At 65.0% G+C, this 22674-nt stretch carries 17 protein-coding genes and 4 tRNA genes; 9 read left to right on the top strand and 12 right to left on the bottom strand.

Annotation, left to right across the window (positions count from 1 at the left end; all coding sequences use genetic code 11):
* Positions 1-19: 19 nt before the first annotated feature.
* Positions 20-3016 (top strand): bifunctional diguanylate cyclase/phosphodiesterase, encoded by a 2997-nt coding sequence (locus tag C7H85_RS12235; protein WP_106729990.1) that lies wholly within the window; start codon positions 20-22, stop codon positions 3014-3016.
* Here the strand turns inward: C7H85_RS12235 and C7H85_RS12230 are convergent.
* Both C7H85_RS12230 and C7H85_RS12225 read right to left on the bottom strand, forming a co-directional pair.
* Positions 3013-5448, bottom strand: a complete 2436-nt coding sequence (locus C7H85_RS12230) for an ABC transporter permease (RefSeq protein WP_106729989.1) — start codon at positions 5446-5448, stop codon at positions 3013-3015. The two genes, C7H85_RS12235 and C7H85_RS12230, sit on opposite strands and share 4 nt — an antisense overlap.
* The gene (locus C7H85_RS12225; RefSeq protein WP_106729988.1) at positions 5435-6124 is read right to left on the bottom strand and encodes an ABC transporter ATP-binding protein; all 690 of its coding nucleotides are present in this window, start codon (positions 6122-6124) and stop codon (positions 5435-5437) included. The genes C7H85_RS12230 and C7H85_RS12225 overlap by 14 nt, the downstream gene beginning before the upstream one ends.
* Between C7H85_RS12225 and C7H85_RS12220 the strand changes: the two genes are divergently transcribed.
* The gene (locus C7H85_RS12220; protein ID WP_106729987.1) at positions 6123-6725 is read left to right on the top strand and encodes an arylesterase; all 603 of its coding nucleotides are present in this window, start codon (positions 6123-6125) and stop codon (positions 6723-6725) included. The genes C7H85_RS12225 and C7H85_RS12220 overlap by 2 nt on opposite strands.
* On the opposite strand, the gene C7H85_RS12215 is transcribed toward C7H85_RS12220, so the two are convergent.
* The 6 genes from C7H85_RS12215 to gltX form a co-directional block, all read right to left on the bottom strand.
* Positions 6722-7393 (bottom strand): DNA-3-methyladenine glycosylase I, encoded by a 672-nt coding sequence (locus C7H85_RS12215; RefSeq protein WP_106729986.1) that lies wholly within the window; start codon positions 7391-7393, stop codon positions 6722-6724. The genes C7H85_RS12220 and C7H85_RS12215 overlap by 4 nt on opposite strands.
* Before the next feature lie 119 nt (positions 7394-7512).
* Positions 7513-7588, bottom strand: a tRNA-Ala gene (locus C7H85_RS12210).
* A 20-nt stretch (positions 7589-7608) separates the two neighbouring features.
* Positions 7609-7684 (bottom strand) — tRNA-Ala (locus C7H85_RS12205).
* Between the two features lie 115 nt (positions 7685-7799).
* Positions 7800-7875 (bottom strand) — tRNA-Ala (locus C7H85_RS12200).
* A gap of 100 nt (positions 7876-7975) precedes the next feature.
* A tRNA-Ala gene (locus C7H85_RS12195) sits at positions 7976-8051 on the bottom strand.
* A gap of 199 nt (positions 8052-8250) precedes the next feature.
* The gene (gltX, locus tag C7H85_RS12190; RefSeq protein WP_106729985.1) at positions 8251-9663 is read right to left on the bottom strand and encodes a glutamate--tRNA ligase; all 1413 of its coding nucleotides are present in this window, start codon (positions 9661-9663) and stop codon (positions 8251-8253) included.
* A 227-nt stretch (positions 9664-9890) separates the two neighbouring features.
* Between gltX and C7H85_RS12185 the strand changes: the two genes are divergently transcribed.
* Complete coding sequence (locus C7H85_RS12185; protein ID WP_106729984.1) at positions 9891-10439, top strand: LysM-like peptidoglycan-binding domain-containing protein; 549 nt, start codon at positions 9891-9893, stop codon at positions 10437-10439.
* Positions 10440-10486: 47 nt separating this feature from the next.
* On the opposite strand, the gene ligA is transcribed toward C7H85_RS12185, so the two are convergent.
* Together ligA and zipA are read right to left on the bottom strand one after the other, a co-directional pair.
* Positions 10487-12529 carry an NAD-dependent DNA ligase LigA gene (ligA, locus tag C7H85_RS12180; protein ID WP_106729983.1) on the bottom strand — a complete coding sequence of 681 codons (2043 nt, stop codon included), beginning with the start codon at positions 12527-12529 and terminating at the stop codon, positions 10487-10489.
* 61 nt (positions 12530-12590) lie between these two features.
* A complete protein-coding gene (gene zipA, locus C7H85_RS12175) occupies positions 12591-13520 on the bottom strand; it encodes a cell division protein ZipA (RefSeq protein WP_106729982.1) in 930 nt (309 codons plus the stop codon).
* Positions 13521-13873: 353 nt separating this feature from the next.
* Between zipA and cysZ the strand changes: the two genes are divergently transcribed.
* Positions 13874-14635: a sulfate transporter CysZ gene (gene cysZ, locus C7H85_RS12170; protein ID WP_106729981.1), complete on the top strand. Its 762-nt coding sequence runs from the start codon at positions 13874-13876 to the stop codon at positions 14633-14635.
* On the opposite strand, the gene mepK is transcribed toward cysZ, so the two are convergent.
* Positions 14602-15147 carry a peptidoglycan L,D-endopeptidase MepK gene (gene mepK / locus C7H85_RS12165; RefSeq protein WP_106729980.1) on the bottom strand — a complete coding sequence of 182 codons (546 nt, stop codon included), beginning with the start codon at positions 15145-15147 and terminating at the stop codon, positions 14602-14604. The two genes, cysZ and mepK, sit on opposite strands and share 34 nt — an antisense overlap.
* Before the next feature lie 210 nt (positions 15148-15357).
* Positions 15358-16743: a L,D-transpeptidase family protein gene (locus C7H85_RS12160; protein ID WP_245879659.1), complete on the bottom strand. Its 1386-nt coding sequence runs from the start codon at positions 16741-16743 to the stop codon at positions 15358-15360.
* Positions 16744-17139: 396 nt separating this feature from the next.
* Here C7H85_RS12160 and cysK point away from each other — a divergent pair, with 396 nt between their 5' ends.
* The 5 genes from cysK to C7H85_RS12135 all read left to right on the top strand — a co-directional run bounded on the left by cysK (position 17140) and on the right by C7H85_RS12135 (position 22640).
* Positions 17140-18108: a cysteine synthase A gene (gene cysK / locus C7H85_RS12155; RefSeq protein WP_106729979.1), complete on the top strand. Its 969-nt coding sequence runs from the start codon at positions 17140-17142 to the stop codon at positions 18106-18108.
* A gap of 232 nt (positions 18109-18340) precedes the next feature.
* Entirely contained in the window at positions 18341-18850 is a 510-nt protein-coding gene (crr, locus tag C7H85_RS12150; protein ID WP_106729978.1) for a PTS glucose transporter subunit IIA, read from the top strand.
* A 65-nt stretch (positions 18851-18915) separates the two neighbouring features.
* Positions 18916-19197, top strand: a complete 282-nt coding sequence (locus C7H85_RS12145) for an HlyU family transcriptional regulator (protein WP_106729977.1) — start codon at positions 18916-18918, stop codon at positions 19195-19197.
* Complete coding sequence (locus C7H85_RS12140; RefSeq protein ID WP_106729976.1) at positions 19197-21215, top strand: tRNA(Met) cytidine acetyltransferase TmcA; 2019 nt, start codon at positions 19197-19199, stop codon at positions 21213-21215. Before C7H85_RS12145 ends, C7H85_RS12140 begins: the two co-directional genes overlap by 1 nt.
* Positions 21216-21308: 93 nt before the next feature.
* Positions 21309-22640: an alanine/glycine:cation symporter family protein gene (locus tag C7H85_RS12135; RefSeq protein WP_106729975.1), complete on the top strand. Its 1332-nt coding sequence runs from the start codon at positions 21309-21311 to the stop codon at positions 22638-22640.
* Positions 22641-22674 lie beyond the last annotated feature (34 nt).

The following is a 22674-nucleotide window of genomic DNA, read 5'->3' as shown; positions in this document are numbered from 1 at the left end:
CATCATCGAAGGACCGAAGATGCCCGAGCGCCTGAATCGACAGCGCCACCTCGCCAGGATCACCGCCATACTGGTATTTCTACTCAGCCTGCTGGCCAGCCTCGGGCTGCTGTGGCTGCACGCCGGCCAGCAGGTCGAGCAACGCAAGCTCGCGGCCGTCGACATGGCCCGCTTTCATATCAACAGCCTACAGGTCCAGCTTGAGCGAAACCTGTCTTCGGCCTACGCGCTGGCGGCGTTGATCAAGCAAGGCCGGGGCGACATCGCCAATTTCGATGAAGTGGCCGGCCAGTTGCTGCCCTTTTATCCCCAGGTACAGGCGCTGGCGCTGTCCCCCGGGGGCATCATCACCCGGACCTATCCCCTGGCCGGCAACGACGGCGCCCTCGGCCTGAACCAGCTCACCCATCCCCTCCAGCGAGACGAGGCCATCCTGGCCCGGGATGCCCGGCAGCTGACCATTACCGGGCCGGTGGCGCTGGCCCAGGGCGGTGTGGGCCTGATCGGCCGACTGCCGGTATTCATGACCGAGCAGGCGGATTCGTTCTGGGGCTTCGTCAGCGTGGTGCTGCCCCTGTCCGATCTGCTGGCGCGGGCCGAGCTGCGGCGCCTGGAAGAGCGGGGTTATGCCTTCGAACTGTGGCGCGACCGGCCTACCGCCGGGCATACGGGCCCGTCCCGCCAGCGCATCGCCGGCTCTTCCCTCGCGCTGTCCGGCGACGCCATCACCGAAACCCTGATCCTGCCCAACGGCAGCTGGCAACTCAGCCTGTCGTTGCCCGGCGGCTGGCACGACCTGGCGCGCCTGTCGCTGCTGGGCCTGGCCGCGCTGCTGTTCAGCGCCATGCTCGCCATGCTGGTGCAGTTGCTGGCCCGGACCCGGCGGCAGGCGCGCCAGCTCGCGCTGGAAGTACAACAGCAGACCCGGGACATCACCGAGGCCCGGCATCAGCTCGAAGCCACCCTCGCCGCCCTGCCGGATCAACTGCTCGAGCTCGACGGCAACGGCGACTGTCTGCAGCTGTATGCCCGGGGCGATGGCATCAGCGCCGCCGATGCCGGGCTGGTCGGCCGCAATGTCCGGGAGGTGCTGGAGCCGACTTCCGCCGGGGTGGTGCTGACCGCCCTGGAGGAAGCTGCACGGCATGGCTGCTCCCGCGGCCACCAGTTCCGTCGCCGGCTCCCCGGCGGCGATGCCTGGTTCGAGCTGTCGGTCTCCCGTCGCAAGACCGCCGCCGGGGCGACGGAGCACTTCGTACTGCTGTCCCGCGACATCAGCGAGCGCCGGCGGGCCGAGCTGGAGGCACAGTCCCTGCTGGAACGTTACCGTTCGCTGATCACCGCCTCCAATACCGGCGCCTGGGAATACGATCAGCAGAGCGGTGAGCTGAACTGCAGCCAGGAGTATTTCTCCATGCTGGGGCTCGACAAGGACGATTTTGAACGCCGCCATGGCCGCCGGCTCTCCCGGGCCTGGCAGCAACTGCTGCATCCGGAAGATCGGGAGCGGGCGCAGCACGCCTTCAGCCACTACCTGGCCCAGCAGCGGGGTGGCCTGTACGAAAACCAGTTCCGCATGCGCCACGTCGACGGCAGTTGGGTCTGGATACTGTCGCGGGGACGCACTCTGCAGGACGGGGATGGCCAGCCGACCTCGCTGACCTTGGGCACCCATATCGACATCACCCAGCAGGTGCGGGACAAGGAGCGGATCCATTTTCTCGCCCATTTCGACGCCCTCACCGGCCTGCCCAACCGCAGCCTGCTGATCGACCGGACCGAGCAGGCCATCCACCTGTCCCGGCGGGAGCAGAAGCCCCTGGCGCTGCTGTTTCTGGATCTGGACAGATTCAAGACCATCAACGACTCCCTGGGCCACAAGATAGGCGACCAGTTGTTGAACCAGGTGGCGGAGCGGCTGCGCCGGATCTGCCGGGCCGAGGACACCATCTCCCGCTTCGGCGGCGACGAATTTATCCTGGTGCTGCCGCTGACCGACGCCGCAGGCGCGGCCCACTTCGCCCAGCGGCTGCTGCCGGCCATGGCCGAGCCCTATGCCATTCAGCAACACGATATCCGGCTGTCGGTGTCCCTGGGGATCGCCCTCCACCCCCACGACGGCCGCCACTTCCATGAGCTCTACCACCACGCCGATATCGCCATGTATCAGGCCAAGGAGGCCGGCCGCAATGGCTACCGCTTCTTCACCGCCGAAATGCACAACGGCTACACCCGCATGCTGGCGCTGGAAAACGGCCTGCGCCAAGCGATAGACAGGCAGCAACTGAGCCTGGTGTATCAACCCCAGTACAGCCTGGGCGAGCACCGGCTGCTCGGGTTCGAGGCGCTGCTGCGCTGGCGACATCCCGAGTTGGGCCCGGTGTCGCCGGCGGAATTTATCCCCATCGCGGAAAAGAACGGCTTTATCGTCAGCCTCGGCGACTGGGTGCTGGACACGGCGCTGCGCCAGTTGGCCGACTGGCGGGCACAGGCGCTGCCGCCGGTGACCCTGGGCATCAACATCTCGGCGGCCCAGCTTCGCCAGCATCCGCTGTGCGACCGGGTACGCCTGCTGCTGCAGGAAACCGGGGTACCCGCCGAAGCGCTCGAGCTGGAGCTGACCGAAAGCGTGATGCTGGACCATCCGCAGCGGGCGCTGGCGATCATGGACCAGTTGCACGAACTGGGCGTGAAACTGGCGCTGGACGACTTCGGCACCGGCTATTCCTCGCTCAGCTACCTGAAGCGCTTCCGGCTGGCCCGGCTGAAGATCGATCAGAGCTTTGTCCGCGATCTGCTGCTCGATGACGAGGACAGGGCCATCGTCGGCGCCATCATCAGCCTGGCGCGCAACCTGGGACTCGGCACCATCGCCGAAGGGGTGGAAAGTCCGGAACAGGCGCAGATGTTGCACCACATGGGCTGTGAGCAGGCCCAGGGCTATCACCTGGGCCGGCCCATGGCGGCCGAGCAGGCGACCTTGCTGCTGCAGGCCGCCGTGGTGTGTGAAGACTAACCCAGCCCCTGGGACAGTTGTCGCAGGCGCAGCGCCAGCGGCCCGCGGACGATGCCGCCGGCGCGGCCGGTGAGTAGCAGCAGCGCGGCGCCCAGCAGCGGCAGGCTGAACCAGACACCCGGATGGGGCTGCCAGGGCAGGTCCAGCCACCAGGGCAGCAATACCGCCACGCACAGCTCGACCGCCAGCGCCGCCGCCAGCCCCGAGGCCAGCCCCGCCGCCAGCCACTCCCAGCGCAGGGAGGCGGCAATCAGCCGCTCCCCGGCCCCCAGGGTGCGCAACAGCACCAGCTCGCGGCGGCGCCCTTCCAGGGTCGCCTCCACCTGGGCCAGCAGCACCAGCAGGCTGGCTCCGGTCACCAGCGCCATGATCACCAGCAGCGCCTGGCTCACCCGGGCCAGCACCTGGCGCAACTGATCGAGCAACGCCTCCACATCGAACACCGTGATGGTGGGAAAGGCGCGGATCAGCTCCACCTCGAAGGCCCGCTGCGCCGGCGGCAGGTAAAAACTGGCCAGCCAGGCCGCCGGGTACTCCGCCAGCACGTCGGGACTGAAGATCAGGTAGAAGTTGGGCTTCATGCTGTCCCAGTCCACCTGCCGGATGGTGCGCACCTCGGCCGACACCGGCTGTCCGGCCAGATCCAGGGTCAGCCGGTCGCCCAGCGACAGCGCCAGCCGCTCGGCCAGCTCCGCTTCCACCGACACCCCCCCCGCCGCGGCCGACCAGCGGCCGGCCAGGAGCCGGTTGCCCTCGGGCAGGGTGGCGCTGTAGGTCAGGTTCAGCTCCCGCCCCAGGCCGCCGCCGCGCTCGCTGTTGATCTCCTGCACCGGGATGCCGTTGACTTCGGCCAGCCGGCCACGGACGATGGGATAGAACTGCGAGCTGTCGAATCCGGCCTGCTGCAGCCGCTGCTGCACCGGCGCCAGCTCGTGAGCGGCGATATTGATCAGGAAACGGTTGGGCGTATCCGGCGGCAGCCGGGCCAGGAAACCCTCCACCAGTTCACCCCGCACCACCCAAAGCAGGGTGCCCAGGAACAGCGCCAGCGCCACCCCGCCGAACTGCACCAGGGTGGCCAGCCGGACCCGCTGCAGGCGGTTGACCGCCAGCCGGAAGGCGATGCCGCCGCCCACCCGCCGCGCCAGGCTCAGCAGCAGCCAGCACAGGCCACCGAGCAAGGCGCCCAGCGCCACCAGCCCCAGCAGCAGGCCCAGCGCCAGCCCCAGCCGGCCGGCGAACAGCCAGCTCAGGCCGAAGGTCCCCGCCAGCAGGATGGCCGCACTCCACCAGGGCGAGACGCGGGCCTCGCTTTCGTTGCGCAGTACCCGCAGCGGCGGCACCCGCAGCAGGCGATACATCGGCACCACCGACAGCATCAGGGTGGTGAGCAGCGCCAGCCCCGCCGCCACCGCGAAGGGCAGGAGCGAGGGCGGCGGCAGGGGAATGTCCAGGGCGTCGCCCAGGCTCAGCAGGATCAGCTTGTGCAGGCCATAACCCGCCAGCCCCCCCAGGGTGGAGCCCAGTACCAGCAGCCCCAGCAACAGCCGGCTGAGCCAGCCGAACAGCTGGCGGCGGCCGGCACCGAGGGTCTTCAGCAGGGCGATCCTGTCCTGCTCCCGGCGGGAGAAATAGCCGAGGGCGATGGCCATGGCCAGGATGCCGAGCAACACCCCGGTGAGTGAGGCCAGCCGGAAGAACTGCTCGGCCCGGGTGATGGAGCGGGCCACCGGAGTGTCCGCATCGTCCGGGCCGCGCCAGCGCTGGCCCTGCTGCAGTTGCGGCAGCAGCCAGTCGGCGTAGCCTTGCAGGCTCGCCTCTTCGCCCCGGAACAGATAGCGGTAACGGGCCCGGCTGCCCTCCATGAAGATGCCGGTGGCGGCCACGTCATCCAGGTGGATCAGCGCGCGCGGCGCCAGCAGGAAGGGCGAAAAGCCCTCGTCGGGCTCCTTGACCAGTTCCCCCGCCACCCGGAGTTCGAGGTTGCCGAGCTCGAGCCGGTCCCCCGGCTGCAGTCGCAGCAGCGCCAGCAGCCGGGCCGACAGCCAGATGCTGCCCGGCGCGACCCGGCCGGCCGGGCTCAGCTGCAGCTCGCCGTAAAAGGGAAAGGCCGCATCCACCGCCCGCACGCTGGCCAGCTGCAGCTCGTCATTGGCAAACAGCACGCTGCTGAACGACTGGGTGCGGGAGACCGCCAGCCCGCGCCGCGCCGCCTCGGCCAGCCAGGCCTCCTGGGCCGGGCGGCTGCCGGTGAGGATGCGGTCGGCGGCGATATAATCCCGCCCGGACACCTTGAGCGCGTTGTTGAGCCGGTCGGCCACCAGGGTCACGCTGAGAATGCTGGCCACGCACAGCGCCAGCGCCAGCATGAACAGCCGCAACGGCCCCCGGCTGGCCTCCCGCCAGACAAGCCCCCAGCTAAGACTGCCCATGCTGTTCCTCCAGACGACCGGCGGTCATCAGCAGACGCCGTTCACAGCGGCCGGCCAGCGCCTCGTCGTGGGTGACGATCAGCAGGGTGGTACCGTGTTCGCGGTTGAGGCGGAACAGCAGCTCGATGATCTGGCCACCGGTGTGATGATCCAGGTTGCCGGTCGGCTCGTCGGCCAGCAGCAGGCTCGGCTCGGTCATGAAGGCCCGGGCGATGGCGACCCGCTGCTGCTCGCCGCCGGACAGCTGGGTCGGGAAGTGGCGGACCCGATCCTTGAGGCCGACCTGCTCCAGCAGCTGCAGGGCCCGCTCCCGGTTGCCGCGGCGCCCCTGCAGGTCGGCGGGCAGCATGACGTTTTCCAGGGCGGTCAGGGTGGGCAGCAGCAGGAAGGACTGAAACACGAAGCCGATGTATTCGGCACGCAGCCGGGCCCGCTGCTCTTCGTCCAGCGCCCCCAGCGGGCGGCCGCCGATTTCGATCTCGCCGTCGCTGGCGATATCGAGCCCGGCGAGCAGGCCGAGCAGGGTGGACTTGCCGGAGCCGGAGGCGCCCACCAGGGCCACGCTCTCGCCGGGCTTGACTTCCAATGTGATCCCCTGAAGGATGGTCAATTGTTCGGCACCGAGGCTGACCCTGTGATCCAGCCCGGACACCCTGATGATCGGAGAAGTTGTCATGCTACGTACCCTTCTGGTGATACTGCTGCTGGTGTCATCCGCTAGCCATGCTAACACCGTCCTTATTCTCGGTGACAGCCTGAGTGCCGGCTACCGGATGAACGCCGAGCAGGCCTGGCCACGCCTGCTCGCCGAACAATGGCGCCAGGAAGGCCGCCGGGTCGAGGTGGTCAATGCCAGCGTCAGCGGCGACACCACCCAGGGCGGCCTGCAGCGGCTGCCGCCGTTGCTGGAGCGCCATCAGCCCAGCCTGGTGGTGCTGGAGCTGGGTGGCAACGACGGTTTGCGCGGGCTGCCGCCGCCGCTGATCAAGCGCAACCTCAAGGCCCTTATCAAGCTGGCGGACCAGGCCGGAGCCCGGGTGGTGCTGACCGAGATCAGGCTGCCGCCCAATTATGGCCGCCGCTACCTGGAGCAGTTCGAGGGCGTGTTCAGCAGCCTGGCCAGGCAACATGAACTCCCCCTGCTGCCCTTCTTCGTGACCCCGCTGATCGGCGAAAACGGCATGATGATGGACGACGGCATCCACCCCAGCGTACGGGCCCAGCCGCTGATCGCCCGCCAGGTGCATGAGTTCCTGACCCCCTACCTGGAAGACTAGCCGATTGAAAAGGCGATGGTTTTGCTGATCTCGCCGAAGCTGAGACCGCTTTGCCGCCGCCACTCGCTGAAGGCCGCCTGGGCCTGCTGCATGCCCCTTTTGCTGCCGAGTCCGGCGTCGACCACCCGCTGGTTGAGCAGGTAACCGCCGACGTCCGGGCTGAAAATAAAGGTGTCCGCCCCCAGCCGGCGCAGGGCGTAGGCGGTGATATTGCCGCCCAGCAACTGGCCGTGCCGCTTGATCTCCAGCCAGAGGCCGATCCTGTCGTCCTCCGGCCAGCGGGCCACGAAAGCGCCGAAGCCTCCGTGGGGCTCACCCAACTCCAATACCATACGGGCATTGACCGGCACGGCGGCGATTTTCTTCGCATGGCGCACGATACCGGCATCGTTGTTGAGGCGGGCCAGGTGCTGTTCATCGAGCAACAGCATCTTGTACGGATCGAAGCCGAAGAAGGCCCGCTCGAACGCCGGCCACTTGTCGCGGATCACCTGCCACACGAAACCGGACTGGAACAGGCTCATGGTGAAGGAAGACAGCCAGCGATCATCGGGGATGGCCGCCAGCTCGGCCGGGCCAAGCCGGGGGGTGGCAATGAGCTGCCTGAGCGCCGCCTCCCCCCCCTTGCGTTCACAGGCGCGCCGATAGATTTGCTCGAAGTGCTCCATGCTATAAGTCTCGTTTGAGTTTTATTCATTGTGCGGTGAGCTCGGGGGAAAAACCAGCGCAATCAACATCGGGCGGATACACGAAAAAGCCGCTGCATTTCTGCAGCGGCTTTTTTGTTTGGTGGAGCTAGGCGGGATCGAACCGCCGACCTCTTGCATGCCATGCAAGCGCTCTCCCAGCTGAGCTATAGCCCCGAATTCGGGTAAGATTGTTTTGGTGGAGCTAGGCGGGATCGAACCGCCGACCTCTTGCATGCCATGCAAGCGCTCTCCCAGCTGAGCTATAGCCCCAAAACAATGCTGTTTTACTGGTGTTTTTCCTGCCGCCTGGTGGAGCTAGGCGGAATCGAACGGGACAACCTTTGTCGCCGACCTCATTCATTCCACTATAACCACCGACCAAATTTGGTGGAGCTAGGCGGGATCGAACCGCCGACCTCTTGCATGCCATGCAAGCGCTCTCCCAGCTGAGCTATAGCCCCATTTGGCAGGATTGACTTAAGTGGTGGAGCCAGGCGGAATCGAACGGGGCAACCTTTGTTGCCGACCTCTCTTTTCCACTTTCTACCTACCAAGAAAACTTGGTGGAGCTAGGCGGGATCGAACCGCCGACCTCTTGCATGCCATGCAAGCGCTCTCCCAGCTGAGCTATAGCCCCGCTTAAGTCGCTCGGGGAACTTGTCCCTGCGAGCGAGGCGCATAATAGGCAGGGGGCTATTTGGTGTCAACTACAAAATATAAAAAGCCGCTCAACCAGTCATTTTTTGAACGATGGGAAGCTGGAAGCATAATAATAATAAAAAACGGCGCCGCATCTAGCGGCGCCGGTCTGTCTCTTCCTGCGTTTAAGACGGTGGTTACCCCTGGGCCCGTTCGGCGACAAAGGCCAGGGCCATGTCGATGCGTGCCAGCACCTTTTCCTTGCCGAGCAACGCCATCACGCCGTCGATGGCCGGCGACTGGCCCTGCCCGGTCACCGCCACCCGCAGCGGCATGCCCACCTTGCCCATGCCCAGCTCGAGTTCGGCCGCGGTGGCGTTGATCACCTCGTGGATGGCGCCGGTCTGCCAGTCGGTCAGCGCCGCCAGCTTGGTGCGGGCCAGGGTCAGCGGCTCGGCCGCGACCGGGCGCAGGTGCTTTTTGGCCGCCCCTTCCTCGAAGGTCTCGACGTCCTCGAACAGGTAACGGCTCTGGGCCGCCAGCTCTTTCAGGGTCTGGCAGCGCTCGGCATAGAGGCCGACTACCTCGGCCAGGGCCGGCCCCTTGTCGAAATCGATGCCCTGATCCCGCATGTGCCATTCCAGGTGCCCCGCCACCTCCCCGGCCGGCAGGGTCTTGATGTAGTGCTGGTTGAGCCACAACAGCTTGTCGGTATTGAAGGCGGAGGCCGACTTGCTGATGGCGTCGAGGGAGAACAGGGCAATCATTTCCTCCCGCGAGAAAATTTCCTGATCGCCGTTCGACCAGCCCAGCCGCACCAGGTAGTTGAGCAGCGCCTGGGGCAGGTAGCCGTCGTCCCGGTACTGCATCACGCTGACGGCGCCGTGACGCTTGGACAGCTTGGCACCGTCGTCGCCCAGGATCATGGACACATGGGCAAACTCCGGTACCGGCGCGCCCAGGGCATGGTAGATGTTGATCTGGCGCGGCGTGTTATTGATATGGTCCTCGCCGCGCACCACGTGGGTGATCTCCATGTCCCAGTCGTCCACCACCACGCAGAAGTTGTAGGTGGGGGCACCGTCGGTACGGCGAATGATCAGGTCATCCATTTCCCGATTGGCGATCTCGATATGGCCGCGGACATGATCGTCGAAGACGATCGAGCCTTCGCCGGGATTTTTAAAACGGATCACGCAGGGCGCGTCGGCGGGGTGGTCATGCCCGCCATGGCGGCAGGTGCCGTCATAGCGGGGTTTTTCCCCCTTGGCCATCTGCTGTTCACGCAGGGCTTCCAGCCGTTCCTTGGAGCAGTAACACCGGTAGGCCTTGCCCTCGGCCAGCAACTGGTCGATCAACTGGTTGTAACGGTCAAAACGCCGGGTCTGGTAATAGGGGCCTTCGTCCCAGTCCAGGCCCAGCCAGTTCATCCCTTCCAGGATGGCGTCGATGGCGGCCTGAGTGGAGCGTTCCAGATCGGTATCTTCGATACGCAGGACGAATTCGCCCCGGTGGTGCCGGGCATAAAGCCAGGAATACAAAGCCGTGCGCGCACCGCCGACGTGAAGAAAGCCGGTGGGACTGGGGGCAAACCGCGTTTTAACTGTCATTCTTTCTGCCTTAGCTGGTGAGATAAGCTCGAACGAGCTCGTCGGAAACAAAAGTAGCGGCTATTTTAGCACCCGCCATCATCGGGTTAAACGCTTTGTCGCCGGCGGTCCGGCACACCCCGCTCCCGCCCCGGACAAAAGCCGTCGGCCCGCGTGAAAGGGGGCCATACGCCGCTTGTCGAGAGTACCCCGCAGTCGCTACACTATCGCCTGCGAGGGCCTTATCCATGACCAGACGAAAAGCAGTCACACAACGTAGCAAGCCGGCGTCTTTCGGTACCCGGTTCAACCAATCAACACTGCCGCTTCGCCAGGCGCTGGGGCGCGGCCTGCAGCAGCTTCCCCGTTTTCCCAGGACACATCGGCTGGCCTTGCTGGTGCTGGTTCCGCTCTGGCTGCTCCTGCTGGCCTGGCAACCGGCGCCGTCGACGCCGGCGGTGCCGGTTACCGGCAGCCTGGCGGTGCCGCTCGGCAGTGCCCAAGTCAGGACCATAGAAGTGCCGGACGGGGGCAGGCGCATCGATCACACCCTGGCCCAGGGCGAAACCCTGGCGGCGCTGTTCCGCCAGTGGCAACTACCGGGGCAGGATCTGATCGCCCTGGTGCAGGCCGAACCTTCCTACAAGCCGCTCAGCAACCTGCGCGCCGGCCAGGACCTGACCCTGGTCCTGGCCGCCGACGGCCGGCTGCATTACCTGGAGATCCGGGACAACGGCCTGGTGCTGAACGGCTTTCGCCGCCTGGGGCAGGAGTTCACCGCGGTGACCACGCCCTGAGGCTGAAACGAGGGGCGGGCAGCCGCCCCCTGTTCATGCCCGCCGGCTCATCGCCGCCAACCATGCTCCGCCAACAGCGCCAGCAATCCGTCTTCGTCCATCACCGCCACCCCGAGCTCCTGGGCCTTGACCAGCTTGGAGCCGGCCGCCTCCCCCGCCACCACCCAGTCGGTTTTGGCGGATACCGAGCCCGCCACCTTAGCCCCCAGGGCCTGCAATGCCGCCTTGGCGTCGTTGCGCGACAGCTGGCTCAGGGTGCCGGTGAGCACGAAGGTCTGCCCCGCCAGCGGCTGGGCCTCCTTGGCCACCGCCTCGATGGCCGGCCAGTCCAGGCCGCAACCGCCCTGCTCGCGCGGGGCCACCAGCGCCTGCACCACCTGCTGATTATGCGGCTGGCGGAAGAAGTAGTAGATGTGCTTGGCCACTATCTCCCCCACGTCCGGCACCGCCAGCAGGGTGTCCACCTCCGCCTGCATCACCGCCTCCAGAGTCAGGAAATGCTGCGCCAGGTTATTGGCGGTGGCCTCCCCCACCTCCCGGATGCCCAGGGCGTACAAAAAGCGCGGCAGGGTGGTATGGCGGGCCTTGTCCAGCGCCGCCAACAGGTTGCTCGCCGATTTCTCGCCCATGCGATCCAGGCCGGCCAGGGTGGCCTGGTCCAGGTGGAACAGCTCCGCCGGGGTCTTGACCTTTTCCTGCTCCACCAGCTGTTCCACCAGCTTGGTCCCCAGCCCTTCGATGTCCAGGGCCTTGCGGGAAGCGAAGTGCCGGATCGCCTCCTTGCGCTGGGCGGCGCAGAACAAGCCGCCGGTACAGCGGGCCACCGCCTCGCCCTCGATGCGTTCTATCTCGGCGTCACAGACCGGGCAATGGTCGGGAAAGGTGATGCGTTGCGCCTCCGCCGGACGCCGCTCCAGCACCACTCCCACCACCTGCGGGATCACGTCCCCGGCCCGGCGTACGATCACCGTATCGCCCACCATGACCCCCAGCCGGGCGATCTCGTCGGCGTTGTGCAGGGTGGCATTGGACACCACCACCCCCGCCACCGGCACCGGCTCCAGCTTGGCTACCGGGGTGATGGCGCCGGTGCGACCGACCTGGAACTCCACGTGCAGCAGCCGGGTCAGTTGCTCCTGGGCCGGAAACTTGTGGGCGGTGGCCCAGCGCGGGGCCCGGGCCACGAAACCCAGCTGCTGCTGCAGCGCCAGTTCGTCGACCTTGTAGACCACGCCGTCAATTTCATAGGGCAGTTGCTCCCGCCGGGCCAGGATATCGTCATGATACGCCTGGCAGCCGCTGCGGCCCTGCATCCGCCGGATTTCGGGACACACCGGCAGGCCCCAGCCCTTGAGTTGCTGCAGGATGTCGAAGTGGCAATCCCCTGGCGGCCCGCCTTCCACCAGGCCCACGCCGTAGCAATAGAACGCCAGCGGCCGCCTGGCGGTGATGCGCGAGTCCAGCTGGCGCAGGCTGCCGGCGGCGGCATTGCGCGGGTTGGCGAAGATCTTGCCCCCCTCGGCCCGGGCCCTTTCATTCATCTCGTCGAAGCCGGCCCGCGGCATGTAGACCTCGCCGCGCACTTCCAGCCGGGCCGGCCAGCCCTGGCCCTTGAGCCTGAGCGGCACCGCCTTGATGGTGCGCACGTTCTCGGTAATGCCCTCGCCGGTGCTGCCGTCGCCCCGGGTGGCGGCCTGTACCAGCCGCCCCTGCTCGTAGACCAGGCTGACCGCCAGGCCGTCGAGCTTGGGCTCGCAGCAAAAGTCCAGCGGTTCGGTGCGCCCCAGCCGGTCCATCAGCCGCTTTTCGAAGGCGGTCAGTTCGTCGTCACTGAACACGTTGTCGAGGGACAGCATGGGCAGGGCGTGGCGCACTTCGGGGAAGGCGGACACCGGCGTCCCGCCCACTTTCCGGGTAGGCGAGTCGGGATCCATCAGCTCGGGGTGGGCCTGCTCCAGCGCCAGCAGTTCCCGCATCAGCCGGTCGTACTCGGCATCGGGCACCGTGGGCGCGTCGGCCACATAGTATTGATAGTTGTAGCTGTCGAGTTGTTCGCGCAGGGCAAGGATACGGGCTTGGGGGTTACTCATGGATGATTTCGCTCAAACAAAAAGTGCGGCCCTCGGCCGCACTTGTACATCAAATAAACAGTTACCGGGCCTGGCTGTCGTAGTCTCTCAGTTGCTCACGACAATGGGCCAGGTAGTCGGGACTGAGCGGCGAGCGCTCGTCGTCGAACAACAGGGCATCCAGATCCTCGGCCAGGTTTTCCGCCGTCTGCACCATCAGGTTGAAATGGTTCTTGGCCATGCCGGGCTTGGGCAGCTGCATGAAAATCGACACCCCCGGGGTGCTGAAACCGACCATGGCATCCGGATCGAAAGTGCCGGGCTTGACCATGTTGATCAGGCTGAACAGGATCTCGCCCTGCCCGGCCGGAGTCTGGTGGCGATGGAAGATATCCATGTCGCCGAAACGGAAACCAGTACCGGTCAGGGCCCGCATCAGGCTGCTGCCTTCCAGTTTCTGGTTGGGGCGGGCCATCAGGTTGATGACATACACATCCTGCCAGGTCTTGGGTACCTGGCGCAGCACCGGGGCCGGCTCGGGCTCCCGAACCGGTTCAACCGCCGTCTCTTCCGGCATTTCGGGTTCGGCCGGGGCACTGGCCACCGGCGCCGCCGGCTCGTCGAACAGGGGATCGATCTCCCCCTGCCGGTACTGCTGCTCCCGTTGCCGGGCGTCGCTGACGGTGGCGGCCTGGGCCGGGACGGCCGGCGCCGGCCCCAGGGCGGGCTCGTCGTCATCCTCATCGTCACTGGCGGAAAAATGCGGCGTGGCCTGCCAGTCATCCTCTTCATCCCGGGCGCGCGCCGCGGGTTTGTGCGAGCCGACCACCCGGACCTTGCCGATGCCATCGTTATCGAAGCTGTCGTCCGCCGGCTCGCTCGCCATTCTGCCCATCGGTTTTTCGCGTAGCGGCTTCTGGCGCCCTTTCTGGCTGGTCCACAGCCCGTGGATCAGCAGGGCGGCAATGGCAACGGCCCCTATGATGATCAAGATAATTCGCAAATCCTGCATTATCGTTTCTCTAATTTTTGCGTTGTTCAGCCATTGGGCCGACACAAGAATGGCGTCATTTTACCCGAACCGGTGGATTACCCCAAGTCACCGTCAAGGGTATGTTTACCATGCCGATTTGACAAGAGTCATCTCCGTCGTCGCCGGCTAAATTATCGGTTTTCCGCGGCCGCTTGCACGCTCCGGCGCCACGATCGCCCGCCCGGTGTGCGGCACCGGGAGCAAACGGCCATAAAATGGGCTTCAGCCGCTGCGACAAGCGGTTACGCGGTGCAGGCCGGCACCGGGGAACGGGCTTGGCATCCATCCGGGGGCTGATTAGAATGGCGCCGACCTTTCATCATGGAGTATTCATGTCCGGCTCTTATCACACCGTCAGTGGCCCCGGTTATTTATTGAAGGGGCTGTCGCTTATCGGCGAGCGCGACCTGCGGCTCTTCGTCCTGATCCCGCTGCTGGTGAATCTGCTGCTGTTCGGCGGCGCCTTCTATTACCTCTTCCTGCAGCTCGAACTGGTGTTTGGCTGGTTTGAACAGCGCATTCCCGCTTACCTGGAATGGCTGAGCTATCTCTTGTGGCCCCTGGCGGTGCTGACCATAGTGGTGGTGTTTTCGCTGATCTTTACCAGCTTCGCCAATATGCTCGCCGCCCCGTTCAACGGCCTGCTGGCGGAACGGGTCGAGCTGAAGCTGACCGGGGCGCCACTGCCCGACAGCGGCTGGCTGGGATTGCTCAAGGACACGCCGCGCATGCTGGGCCGGGAATGGCGCAAACTGGCCTACTATCTGCCCCGGGCGCTGGGCTGCCTGCTGCTGTTCCTAGTGCCGGTCGTCGGCCAGACCCTGGCGCCGCTCATCTGGTTCGCTTTCAGTGCCTGGATGATGGCCATCCAGTACTGCGACTATCCCTTCGACAACCACAAGATCGACTTCACCGTGATGCGCCGGGCCCTGGCCGGGAAACGCCGGCTCACCTGGGGCTTTGGCGCCGGCGTGGCCCTGTGTTCAGGCCTGCCGCTGATCAACCTGCTGATCATGCCGGTCGCCGTGTGCGGCGCCACCGCCCTGTGGGTGGAGCACTATCACCAGCTGCGCACCGGTCCGGTATCCAGATGAACGAAATCGGACCTGGGGTAATAGCCGACGCCGCCCACCCGGAGCTGTTTGGCGGCCCGTTGCAGATCGGCCAGCACCACCCCGGGCATACGCAGATCGACCGCCTGTCCCAGCATGTGGTAGCTTTTTTTCGCCACGCCCTTGCTGCGCTGTTGCAGCATCCGGTTGGTCTCCGGCGCACGGTAGCCGGAGATGATCTGGATCTCGCCTTTCCGGCCCAGCCGGTGCTGCAGCAGAAACAACTGATCGTACAGGGCGCGATCGATGGGAAAGACTTCATTGCGGCGCACATCCCGCATGATCCGGTTAAAAGAGTTCAGCCCCTCGTCCAGGTAATGCCCTTCCTCCCAGAAGCTGGCGGTCACCTGTTCACCGGTACGCAGGTTGTGCAGGTTCAGCTTGCGTACCGGCGCCGACAGGCTGGCCAGGGCCGGCATCGGCAACAGTGCCGCCACCCCCAGCCCGCCCAGGCCCAGTAAAAAATGTCGGCGTTCAAGACCGCGTTCCAGCATGGTTCCTCCTTCGATAACAGCAAGGCGCGCACAAGCGGGAACCGGAAGCGGCGAACAGGACTGGCCTCGGGCGAACAGCCCGAAGCCGGACGGAAAGGAAACCAAAGGCACGCCTTCCCCTGTCGGCATCGCCTCTCGGTCACCGGTATCACACCACATACAACCGGCCAGAACGTAACCAAATCGGCCCGGGCTATCAACAACCTTTTGTTATAAGACGCCGCGATTCCGGGACAGCAGCTGCGTATGAGGCTGGCCGTCGGGAAAGGGACTGGTCAGCGAGCGGTCGAAGCCGTAGATATCATCCCGGAAATGCAGGCGACCGTCGGCTCCCGACCAGCCGGACCAGTACACCATCAGCACCGGCAGCGGCCGGCTGACCTTGAGCCAGCGGGTGCGCTGCGAGGCTTTCAGATCGGCCAGCCGCGACGGGCTCCATTGTTCCCCCAACAGCCACTGGGCCAGTTGCTCGGCCTCTTCCACCCGCACACAGCCGGAACTCAGCGCCCGGCTGTCGCGGCTGAACAGGCCGCGGGAAGGGGTGTCGTGCAGGTAGATGGCGTCGTTGTTGGGCAGGTGGAACTTGTAGGCCCCGAGCGCATTGCGGCTGCCGGGCCGCTGGCGCAGATGGTAGGGGAAGCCCTCCGGCAGCCGGGCAAACCATTCCTCGCCGGGCACGATGCGGCCGTCGCGGTCCAGCACCTCGAATCCCTCCCGATAGATATAGTCGGGATCCTGGTACAGCCGCGGCAGTATGTCCTTGTTGATGATGGAGCGCGGCACGTTCCAAGGCGGGTTCACCACCACATTGGTGATCTCACTGGCCATGATCGGGGTTTTGCGGCTGCCCCGGCCGACGATGACGTCGCTTTCCAGCACCATGGCCTGCTCCTGGTAGAGCCGCAGCCGGTATTCCGGGATATTGACCAGCAGATAGGAAGACGGCAGGGCATCGCCGATCAGGGTGCGCAACATGCTGCGCATCAGCAGCTGCGCCCGGGTCAGGGGGGTGACGTCGAGCCAGGAGTAGGTGTGGCGCCCGACCACTCCGTCCACCATCAGCCCGTGGCGTTGTTGGAACTGGCGCACCGCCTGCTCCAGTTCGGCATCGTAATGGTCCGGCTCCGCCGGTGGGGCGGAGCTGGCCAGATCACCCAGCAGCCGCAGTCGCTCGCGCAGCACCGGCACCACGGCGGCCGACTCGCCCGGGCGCAGGGTGGCCGTGCTCAGCCCGGGCCAGGGTTGCTGCGTCAGTTGCAACAAGCGGTGCAACTGACGCTGCAGTTGGGGGTAATCCTGATAGCCGGGGATCAACCCCTGTACCAGCGCCAGCCGGCCACCGTTTTGTGCCGCCTGCTGCAGCCGCAGCCGATCCACCTCCCGGATGTCCAGCTCGGCCCGCCGGGTTTGCAGGTGCTGCCGCTCGACAAAAGACAGGCTTCCCCAGTGGCGCCAGAAGGCGCCCAGCCCCAGCAACAGCCGATCATCGGCTTCATCGGATGCCCACTCTGCGGACACCGCCTGCTGCCACCACAGGGTCAGCTGCGGATGCACATCGGCCAGCGCCAGCTCCAGCCCCAACTGATGCAGTTGCATCCTTGCCTCCGGCTCCTCCTGCCATGACGAGGCGGAGGCCCCGAAACCAAGACACAGCAGCAACAGCCAAAGCCCGCTGATAGTTCGGCACACCTTCATGTTTTCCTTCCCCGCCCTGAATGCTTGTATCCCGCCCACCTGTCCCATGCCCCATAACGGCCGTCCGAGGCGGCCGCAACCGTCCCCGGGTATTGCATCGGCTTATTTGCCTTGATATCAGACTTGGGCAAAAAGCACCATAGCCGGACGCGGCCATGGCGGGAAAGAAAGGAATATTATTTTATCATTTAATAACATATTGTTATAACAAATCGTCACTTCTCATTCTGCAAAGAACGATTAAGCTGACAGGGTAAATAAATTCTTCTGTGACAGTGAACCTTAGGGATAGCCACAATGAGCAAGATTTTTGAAGACAACTCACTGACCATTGGTCGTACTCCTCTGGTAAAACTGAACCGGGTCAGCAAAGGCCGGGTTTTTGCCAAGGTCGAAAGCCGCAACCCCAGCTTCAGCGTCAAGTGCCGTATCGGCGCCAACATGATCTGGGATGCCGAGAAACGCGGTGAGCTGGTGCCCGGCAAAGAGCTGATCGAGCCGACCAGCGGCAACACCGGTATCGCCCTGGCGTTTGTGGCCGCTTCCCGTGGCTATCCGATTACCCTGACCATGCCTAACACCATGAGCCTGGAACGACGCCAACTGCTGAAGGCGCTGGGCGCCAACCTGGTGCTGACCGAAGGTGCCAAGGGCATGAAAGGCGCCATCGAAAAAGCCATGGAGCTGAAAGAGGCGGCCCCGGAAAAATACGTGCTGTTGCAGCAGTTCAACAACCCGGCCAACCCGGAAATCCACGAGAAAACCACGGGTCCGGAGATCTGGGAAGATACCGACGGCGACATCGATGTCTTCGTCGCCGGCGTGGGCACCGGCGGTACCATTACCGGGGTATCCCGCTACATCAAGCAGACCAAGGGCAAGGCCATTACCTCGGTAGCTGTAGAGCCAGTTGAATCTCCAGTGATCACCCAAGCCATGGCCGGCGAGGAAATCAGGCCGGGTCCGCACAAAATCCAGGGCATCGGCGCCGGCTTTATTCCGGGCAACCTGGACCTGTCCCTGATCGACCGGGTCGAGCGGGTGACCAGCGAAGACGCCATCGAGATGGCCCGCCGCCTGATGAAAGACGAAGGCATCCTGGCCGGCATCAGCTCCGGCGCCGCCGTGGTCGCCGCCAATCGCCTGGCCGAGCTGCCCGAGTTCGCGGACAAGAATATTGTCGTTATTCTGCCAAGCTCCGGTGAACGCTACCTCAGCAGCGCCCTGTTCCAGGGCATCTTTACCGAGCAGGAACTGCAGCCATAACCATTGAAAGGCGCCATTTGGCGCCTTTTTACATTGTCCCTCTCGTTAAATTACCACCACAACGCCCCGCAATATTGACCCCGAACATGTGTTGTGACCACAAAAACGCTATCATGTGCCTCATTGATGCCTTTGCCCGCCCGGGTGAAGTGCCGGCGCCGAGTTTGCCTCTTTATCTCGGGAAAGGCCGTCTGTTATTATCATGCGTTAAATAACTTCAGGAGCTAATACTATGGGTCTGTTCGATAAACTGAAAAAGCTGGTCTCCGACGACACTAACGACACCAGCGGTATCGAAATCTTTGCCCCCCTGTCCGGGGAAATCGTGGCCATCGAAGAGGTGCCGGACGTGGTCTTTGCCGAGAAAATTGTCGGCGACGGTATCGCCATCAAGCCCAGTGGCAACAAGATGGTCGCCCCTTGCGACGGCACTATTGGTAAAATCTTTGAAACCAACCATGCTTTTTCAATCGAATCCGACTCTGGCCTGGAGCTGTTCGTGCACTTCGGTATCGATACCGTCGAGTTGAAAGGCGAAGGTTTTACCCGTATTGCCCAGGAAGGCCAGCAGGTCAAGAAAGGCGACACCATCATCGAATTCGACCTGGCCCTGCTCGAAGCCAAGGCCAAGTCCACCCTGACCCCGGTGGTGATCTCCAACATGGACGAGGTCAAGGAGCTCAGCAAGCAGAGCGGTGCCGTGACCCTGGCCCAAGACGTGGTACTACGCGTCAAGAAATAAGCCGGCCTCACCCCGACAAGGCGCCTTCCGGCGCCTTTTTTGTCGCTGACAGAAGGAAAAAGACGATGCTCAAATGGTTAAAAAAGCTGGCCGGCGGTGGCGTCTCGACGGCAACACCGGGGAGCGAGCCGGTATCCTACCGGGGATTCGATATTTATCCCGAGCCCCGGCAGGAAGGCGGCCAGTTCCGGCTGCAGGGTCGGATAGTGCAGCACAAGGACGGCGAGCAGCGGGAGTATCTGCTGATCCGCTCCGATCTGCTGCCCTCGGCCGAACAGGCTGCCGAACTGATGATCGGCAAGGCGAAGCGGGTGATCGACGAGAACGGCGAGCGGCTGTTCGACTGATGTGGCCGGACTGGCACGCCTGGCGGCGGCGCCTGGCGCACAACGGCGAACGCCGGCTGCTGGTCCTGGCCGGCAGTGAATCCTGGGGGCAAGAGCTGGCCCGGGAGCTGTGGCAACGAGACGCCCTGTGGCTGGGACAGGGGCCGGACGAGTATCAGCCACAACCCGCAGCCAAAATAAGCCGCTATCTGGGACGGTCGTTTCCGGCCCTGGTGTTCAATGCGCACAGCGGCCTGCACCCGGATGCCTTCGGCGCCGTGCTGGGCTGCGTGGCCGCCGGCGGCGTCGTGCTGCTGCTGTGCCCGCCGCTGGCCGACTGGCCCGACTACGCCGATCCGGATCTGCAACGCTACGTGGCCCTGCCCGAGCAGGCCCGGGAGCGTCACAGCCGCTTTATCCAGCGCCTGGTCCGCCTGCTGCAGCAGGATGCCCATACCCTGATCTGGCAGCAAGGCGCCTGTCGCCCCGCGCTGCCGCCGCCCGGCCATCATGCCTGGCACCGGCAACGCGACCGGCGAGGGTGCCTGAATCCGCAGCAACGGCAGGCCCTGGCCATGATTTTGCAGTCCTGCCGCCGCCGGTGTCCGCTGGTGCTGACCGCCGACCGGGGCCGGGGAAAGTCGAGCCTGCTCGGGCTTGCCGGCGCGCGCTTGCTCGATGCCGGCCGACGGGTACTGCTCACCGCCCCCAGCCCGCACGCCGCACACAACGCGCTGGCACAGGGCGGGGGGCGGCTCCACTTTATCGCCCCCGACGCCTTGCTGCAGCAACGGCCGGCCGCCGATCTGCTGCTGGTGGATGAGGCCGCCGCCATTCCCGTGCCCATACTGCAGGCGCTGGCCCGGCATTATTGCTGTGTCTTTGCCACCACCGAACACGGCTACGAGGGCACCGGCCTGGGCTTTCAGCTCAAATTCCAGCCCAGCCTGGATCGGTTGGCGCCGGGCTGGCGGAAGTATCGGCTGACGACACCGGCCCGGTGGAGCCCTCAAGATCCGCTCGAGCCACTGCTGTTTCGCCTGCTGGTCTTGGGCGCGGATCCGCCCCCTCCCCCCCCGAGCGGCCCCTGGCAACTACACCGGCTCAGCCAGCGGCAGCTGGCGGAAGATGAAGTCCTGCTGCATCAGGTATTCGGCCTGCTCACCCTGGCGCATTACCAGACCAGCCCGAGCGATCTGCGCTACCTGCTGGATGCCCCGGGCCTCGAGCTGGTCGTCGCCTGTCGGGCCCGGATCCCGATGGCGGTGGCCCTGGTGGTACGGGAAGGCCGGCTGAGTCCGGAACTGGGTCAGGCCATCTGGCGCGGCCAGCGTCGTCCCCGCGGCCACCTGCTGCCCCAATCCCTGGCCTTTCATGGCGGCCTCGATGGTGCCTGCGTCTTCGGCTACGACCGTATCATGCGCATCGTGGTGCATCCGCATGGCCAGCAGCAGGGGGTCGGCTCCCGCCTGCTGGGCTGGCTGCGGCAGCACTCGACCGCGGACTTTCTGGGCACCAGCTTTGGTGCCAGCGCCGAACTGGTCCGCTTCTGGCAGCGAAACGGCTTCGCCGCCGTCCGCCTCGGCCTGAGCGCCGATGGCGTCAGCGGCCTGCATGCGGCCATGATGCTGCAGCCACTGAGTCCGGATGCCGAGGCCGTGATGCCGGTCTGGCAGGGGCAGTTCAGCGCCAATCTCGACTTCTTCCTGCTCGGGGCCTTGCGCACGCTCCCCCCGCCGCTGCTGCACAGCCTGAAACGCCCCCCCGCCCGCCCCCAGCCGGCTCTCGATGCCGCCATCGTCCGTGACTTCGCCTGGGCCCACCGGGATCTGCCGGCCGACCGGCCGGCCCTGGCCCGCTTTATCCGTTCCCGGTCTTTACCGGAGGGGCTGGATGAACGTCAAAAAGCGCTGGCCGATGCCCTGCTGAACCCGGCTAATTCGGCAGCGCAGCTGGTCGCCGACTTCGGTCTCGCCGGTGGCAAGGATCTGGTCCAACGGCTCCGCCGGTTGCTGCAATGCTTTTTCCCGCCGCCCTGATGTGTTCGGACAGTTGTTATTAAATGCAAAACAAGACTACCCTATAAAAATAAAATCGAGTCGAATCAACCATATTACGCAGGGAGGCTGCCCATGGAACTGCTCACCGAATTACTGTCGTCCATCAACAGTGTGGTCTGGGGGGTGCCCATGCTGGTGGGCATTCTCGGTATTGGCCTCTACCTGCAATTCGGCCTCGGCTTTATGCCCATCCGCAAGCTGGCGACCGGTTTTCGGCTGTTGTTTACCAAAGTGGAACAGGGCAGCGGCGAAATCTCGCCATTCAACGCCCTGATGACCGCGCTTTCCGCCACCATAGGGACGGGGAATATCGCCGGGGTGGCGACCGCCATCTTCTTCGGCGGGCCCGGGGCGCTGTTCTGGATGTGGATGACCGCGCTGGTGGGCATGGCCACCAAGTATTCCGAGGCGGTGTGCGCGGTCAATTTCCGCGAAACCGACAAGCTCGGCAACCACGTCGGCGGCCCCATGTACTACATCAAGAACGGTCTAGGTGCCAAATGGGCCTGGCTGGGGGTCGCCTTCGCCATCTTCGGCGGCATCGCCGGTTTCGGCATCGGCAACACGGTGCAGGCCAACTCGGTGGCCGATGCGCTGCAGGCCTCGTTCGGTATTTCCAGCCTGACCACCGGCGTGGTGTTGATGGTGCTGGTGGGTGCCGTGCTGATCGGCGGTATCCGCTGGATCTCGGAAGTAGCCGGCAAGCTGGTTCCGCTGATGACGGTGTCCTACTTCAGCGCCGGCCTGGTGGTGCTGGCACTGAATATCAGTGCCATCCCGAGCGCCTTTACCCTGATCATCGAACACGCCTTCACCCCCATCGCCGCCCAGGGCGGTTTTGCCGGGGCCGCGGTGTGGGCCGCCATCCGCTTCGGGGTCGCCCGGGGGGTGTTCTCCAACGAGGCCGGCCTGGGCAGCGCCCCCATCGCCCACGCCGCCGCCAAGACCGACAGCCCGGTGCGGCAGGGGCTTATCGCCATGCTGGGCACCTTTATCGATACCATCATCGTCTGCTCCATCACCGGCCTGGCGATTATCGTCACCGGCAGCTGGACCAGCGGCGAGGCCGGGGCTTCGCTGACCACCCTCGCCTTTTCCAGCGCCATCCCCGGCGGTCAGTACATCGTCGCTGTCGCCTTGGCCGTGTTTGCCTTTACCACCATTCTGGGTTGGAGTTTTTACGGCGAGAAATGCGTGCAGTACCTGTTCGGCATCAAGGCCATAGTACCCTTTCGCATCGCCTGGATCCTGGCCTTGCCGGTCGGCGCCACCCAGTCGCTGGAATTCATCTGGCTGCTGGCCGACACCCTCAACGCCATGATGGCCATCCCCAACCTGATTGCCCTGGCCCTACTCAGCCCGGTGGTATTCCGCCTGACCCGGGAATACTTCGCCAAGGGATAATCGTGCTCCTGGCGGCCGCTATGACTCCCGCTAC

Origin of the sequence: Zobellella endophytica, assembly GCF_003012775.1 — a bacterium.
Taxonomy (GTDB): Bacteria; Pseudomonadota; Gammaproteobacteria; order Enterobacterales; family Aeromonadaceae; genus Oceanimonas; species Oceanimonas endophytica.
This window is presented reverse-complemented; position numbering and strand designations above follow the sequence as displayed.

Bases quoted from the DNA above. Each gene is read 5' to 3' on its own strand.
- C7H85_RS12185 (WP_106729984.1), top strand. From the start codon at position 9,891: ATGACCAGACGAAAAGCAGTCACACAACGTAGCAAGCCGGCGTCTTTC.
- mepK (WP_106729980.1), bottom strand. From the start codon at position 15,147: ATGCTGGAACGCGGTCTTGAACGCCGACATTTTTTACTGGGCCTGGGC.
- C7H85_RS12140 (WP_106729976.1), top strand. From the start codon at position 19,197: ATGTGGCCGGACTGGCACGCCTGGCGGCGGCGCCTGGCGCACAACGGC.
- ligA (WP_106729983.1), bottom strand. From the start codon at position 12,529: ATGAGTAACCCCCAAGCCCGTATCCTTGCCCTGCGCGAACAACTCGAC.
- C7H85_RS12145 (WP_106729977.1), top strand. From the start codon at position 18,916: ATGCTCAAATGGTTAAAAAAGCTGGCCGGCGGTGGCGTCTCGACGGCA.
- crr (WP_106729978.1), top strand. From the start codon at position 18,341: ATGGGTCTGTTCGATAAACTGAAAAAGCTGGTCTCCGACGACACTAAC.
- zipA (WP_106729982.1), bottom strand. From the start codon at position 13,520: ATGCAGGATTTGCGAATTATCTTGATCATCATAGGGGCCGTTGCCATT.
- gltX (WP_106729985.1), bottom strand. From the start codon at position 9,663: ATGACAGTTAAAACGCGGTTTGCCCCCAGTCCCACCGGCTTTCTTCAC.
- C7H85_RS12160 (WP_245879659.1), bottom strand. From the start codon at position 16,743: ATGCAACTGCATCAGTTGGGGCTGGAGCTGGCGCTGGCCGATGTGCAT.
- cysZ (WP_106729981.1), top strand. From the start codon at position 13,874: ATGTCCGGCTCTTATCACACCGTCAGTGGCCCCGGTTATTTATTGAAG.
- C7H85_RS12215 (WP_106729986.1), bottom strand. From the start codon at position 7,393: ATGGAGCACTTCGAGCAAATCTATCGGCGCGCCTGTGAACGCAAGGGG.
- cysK (WP_106729979.1), top strand. From the start codon at position 17,140: ATGAGCAAGATTTTTGAAGACAACTCACTGACCATTGGTCGTACTCCT.
- C7H85_RS12235 (WP_106729990.1), top strand. From the start codon at position 20: ATGCCCGAGCGCCTGAATCGACAGCGCCACCTCGCCAGGATCACCGCC.
- C7H85_RS12135 (WP_106729975.1), top strand. From the start codon at position 21,309: ATGGAACTGCTCACCGAATTACTGTCGTCCATCAACAGTGTGGTCTGG.
- C7H85_RS12230 (WP_106729989.1), bottom strand. From the start codon at position 5,448: ATGGGCAGTCTTAGCTGGGGGCTTGTCTGGCGGGAGGCCAGCCGGGGG.
- C7H85_RS12220 (WP_106729987.1), top strand. From the start codon at position 6,123: ATGCTACGTACCCTTCTGGTGATACTGCTGCTGGTGTCATCCGCTAGC.
- C7H85_RS12225 (WP_106729988.1), bottom strand. From the start codon at position 6,124: ATGACAACTTCTCCGATCATCAGGGTGTCCGGGCTGGATCACAGGGTC.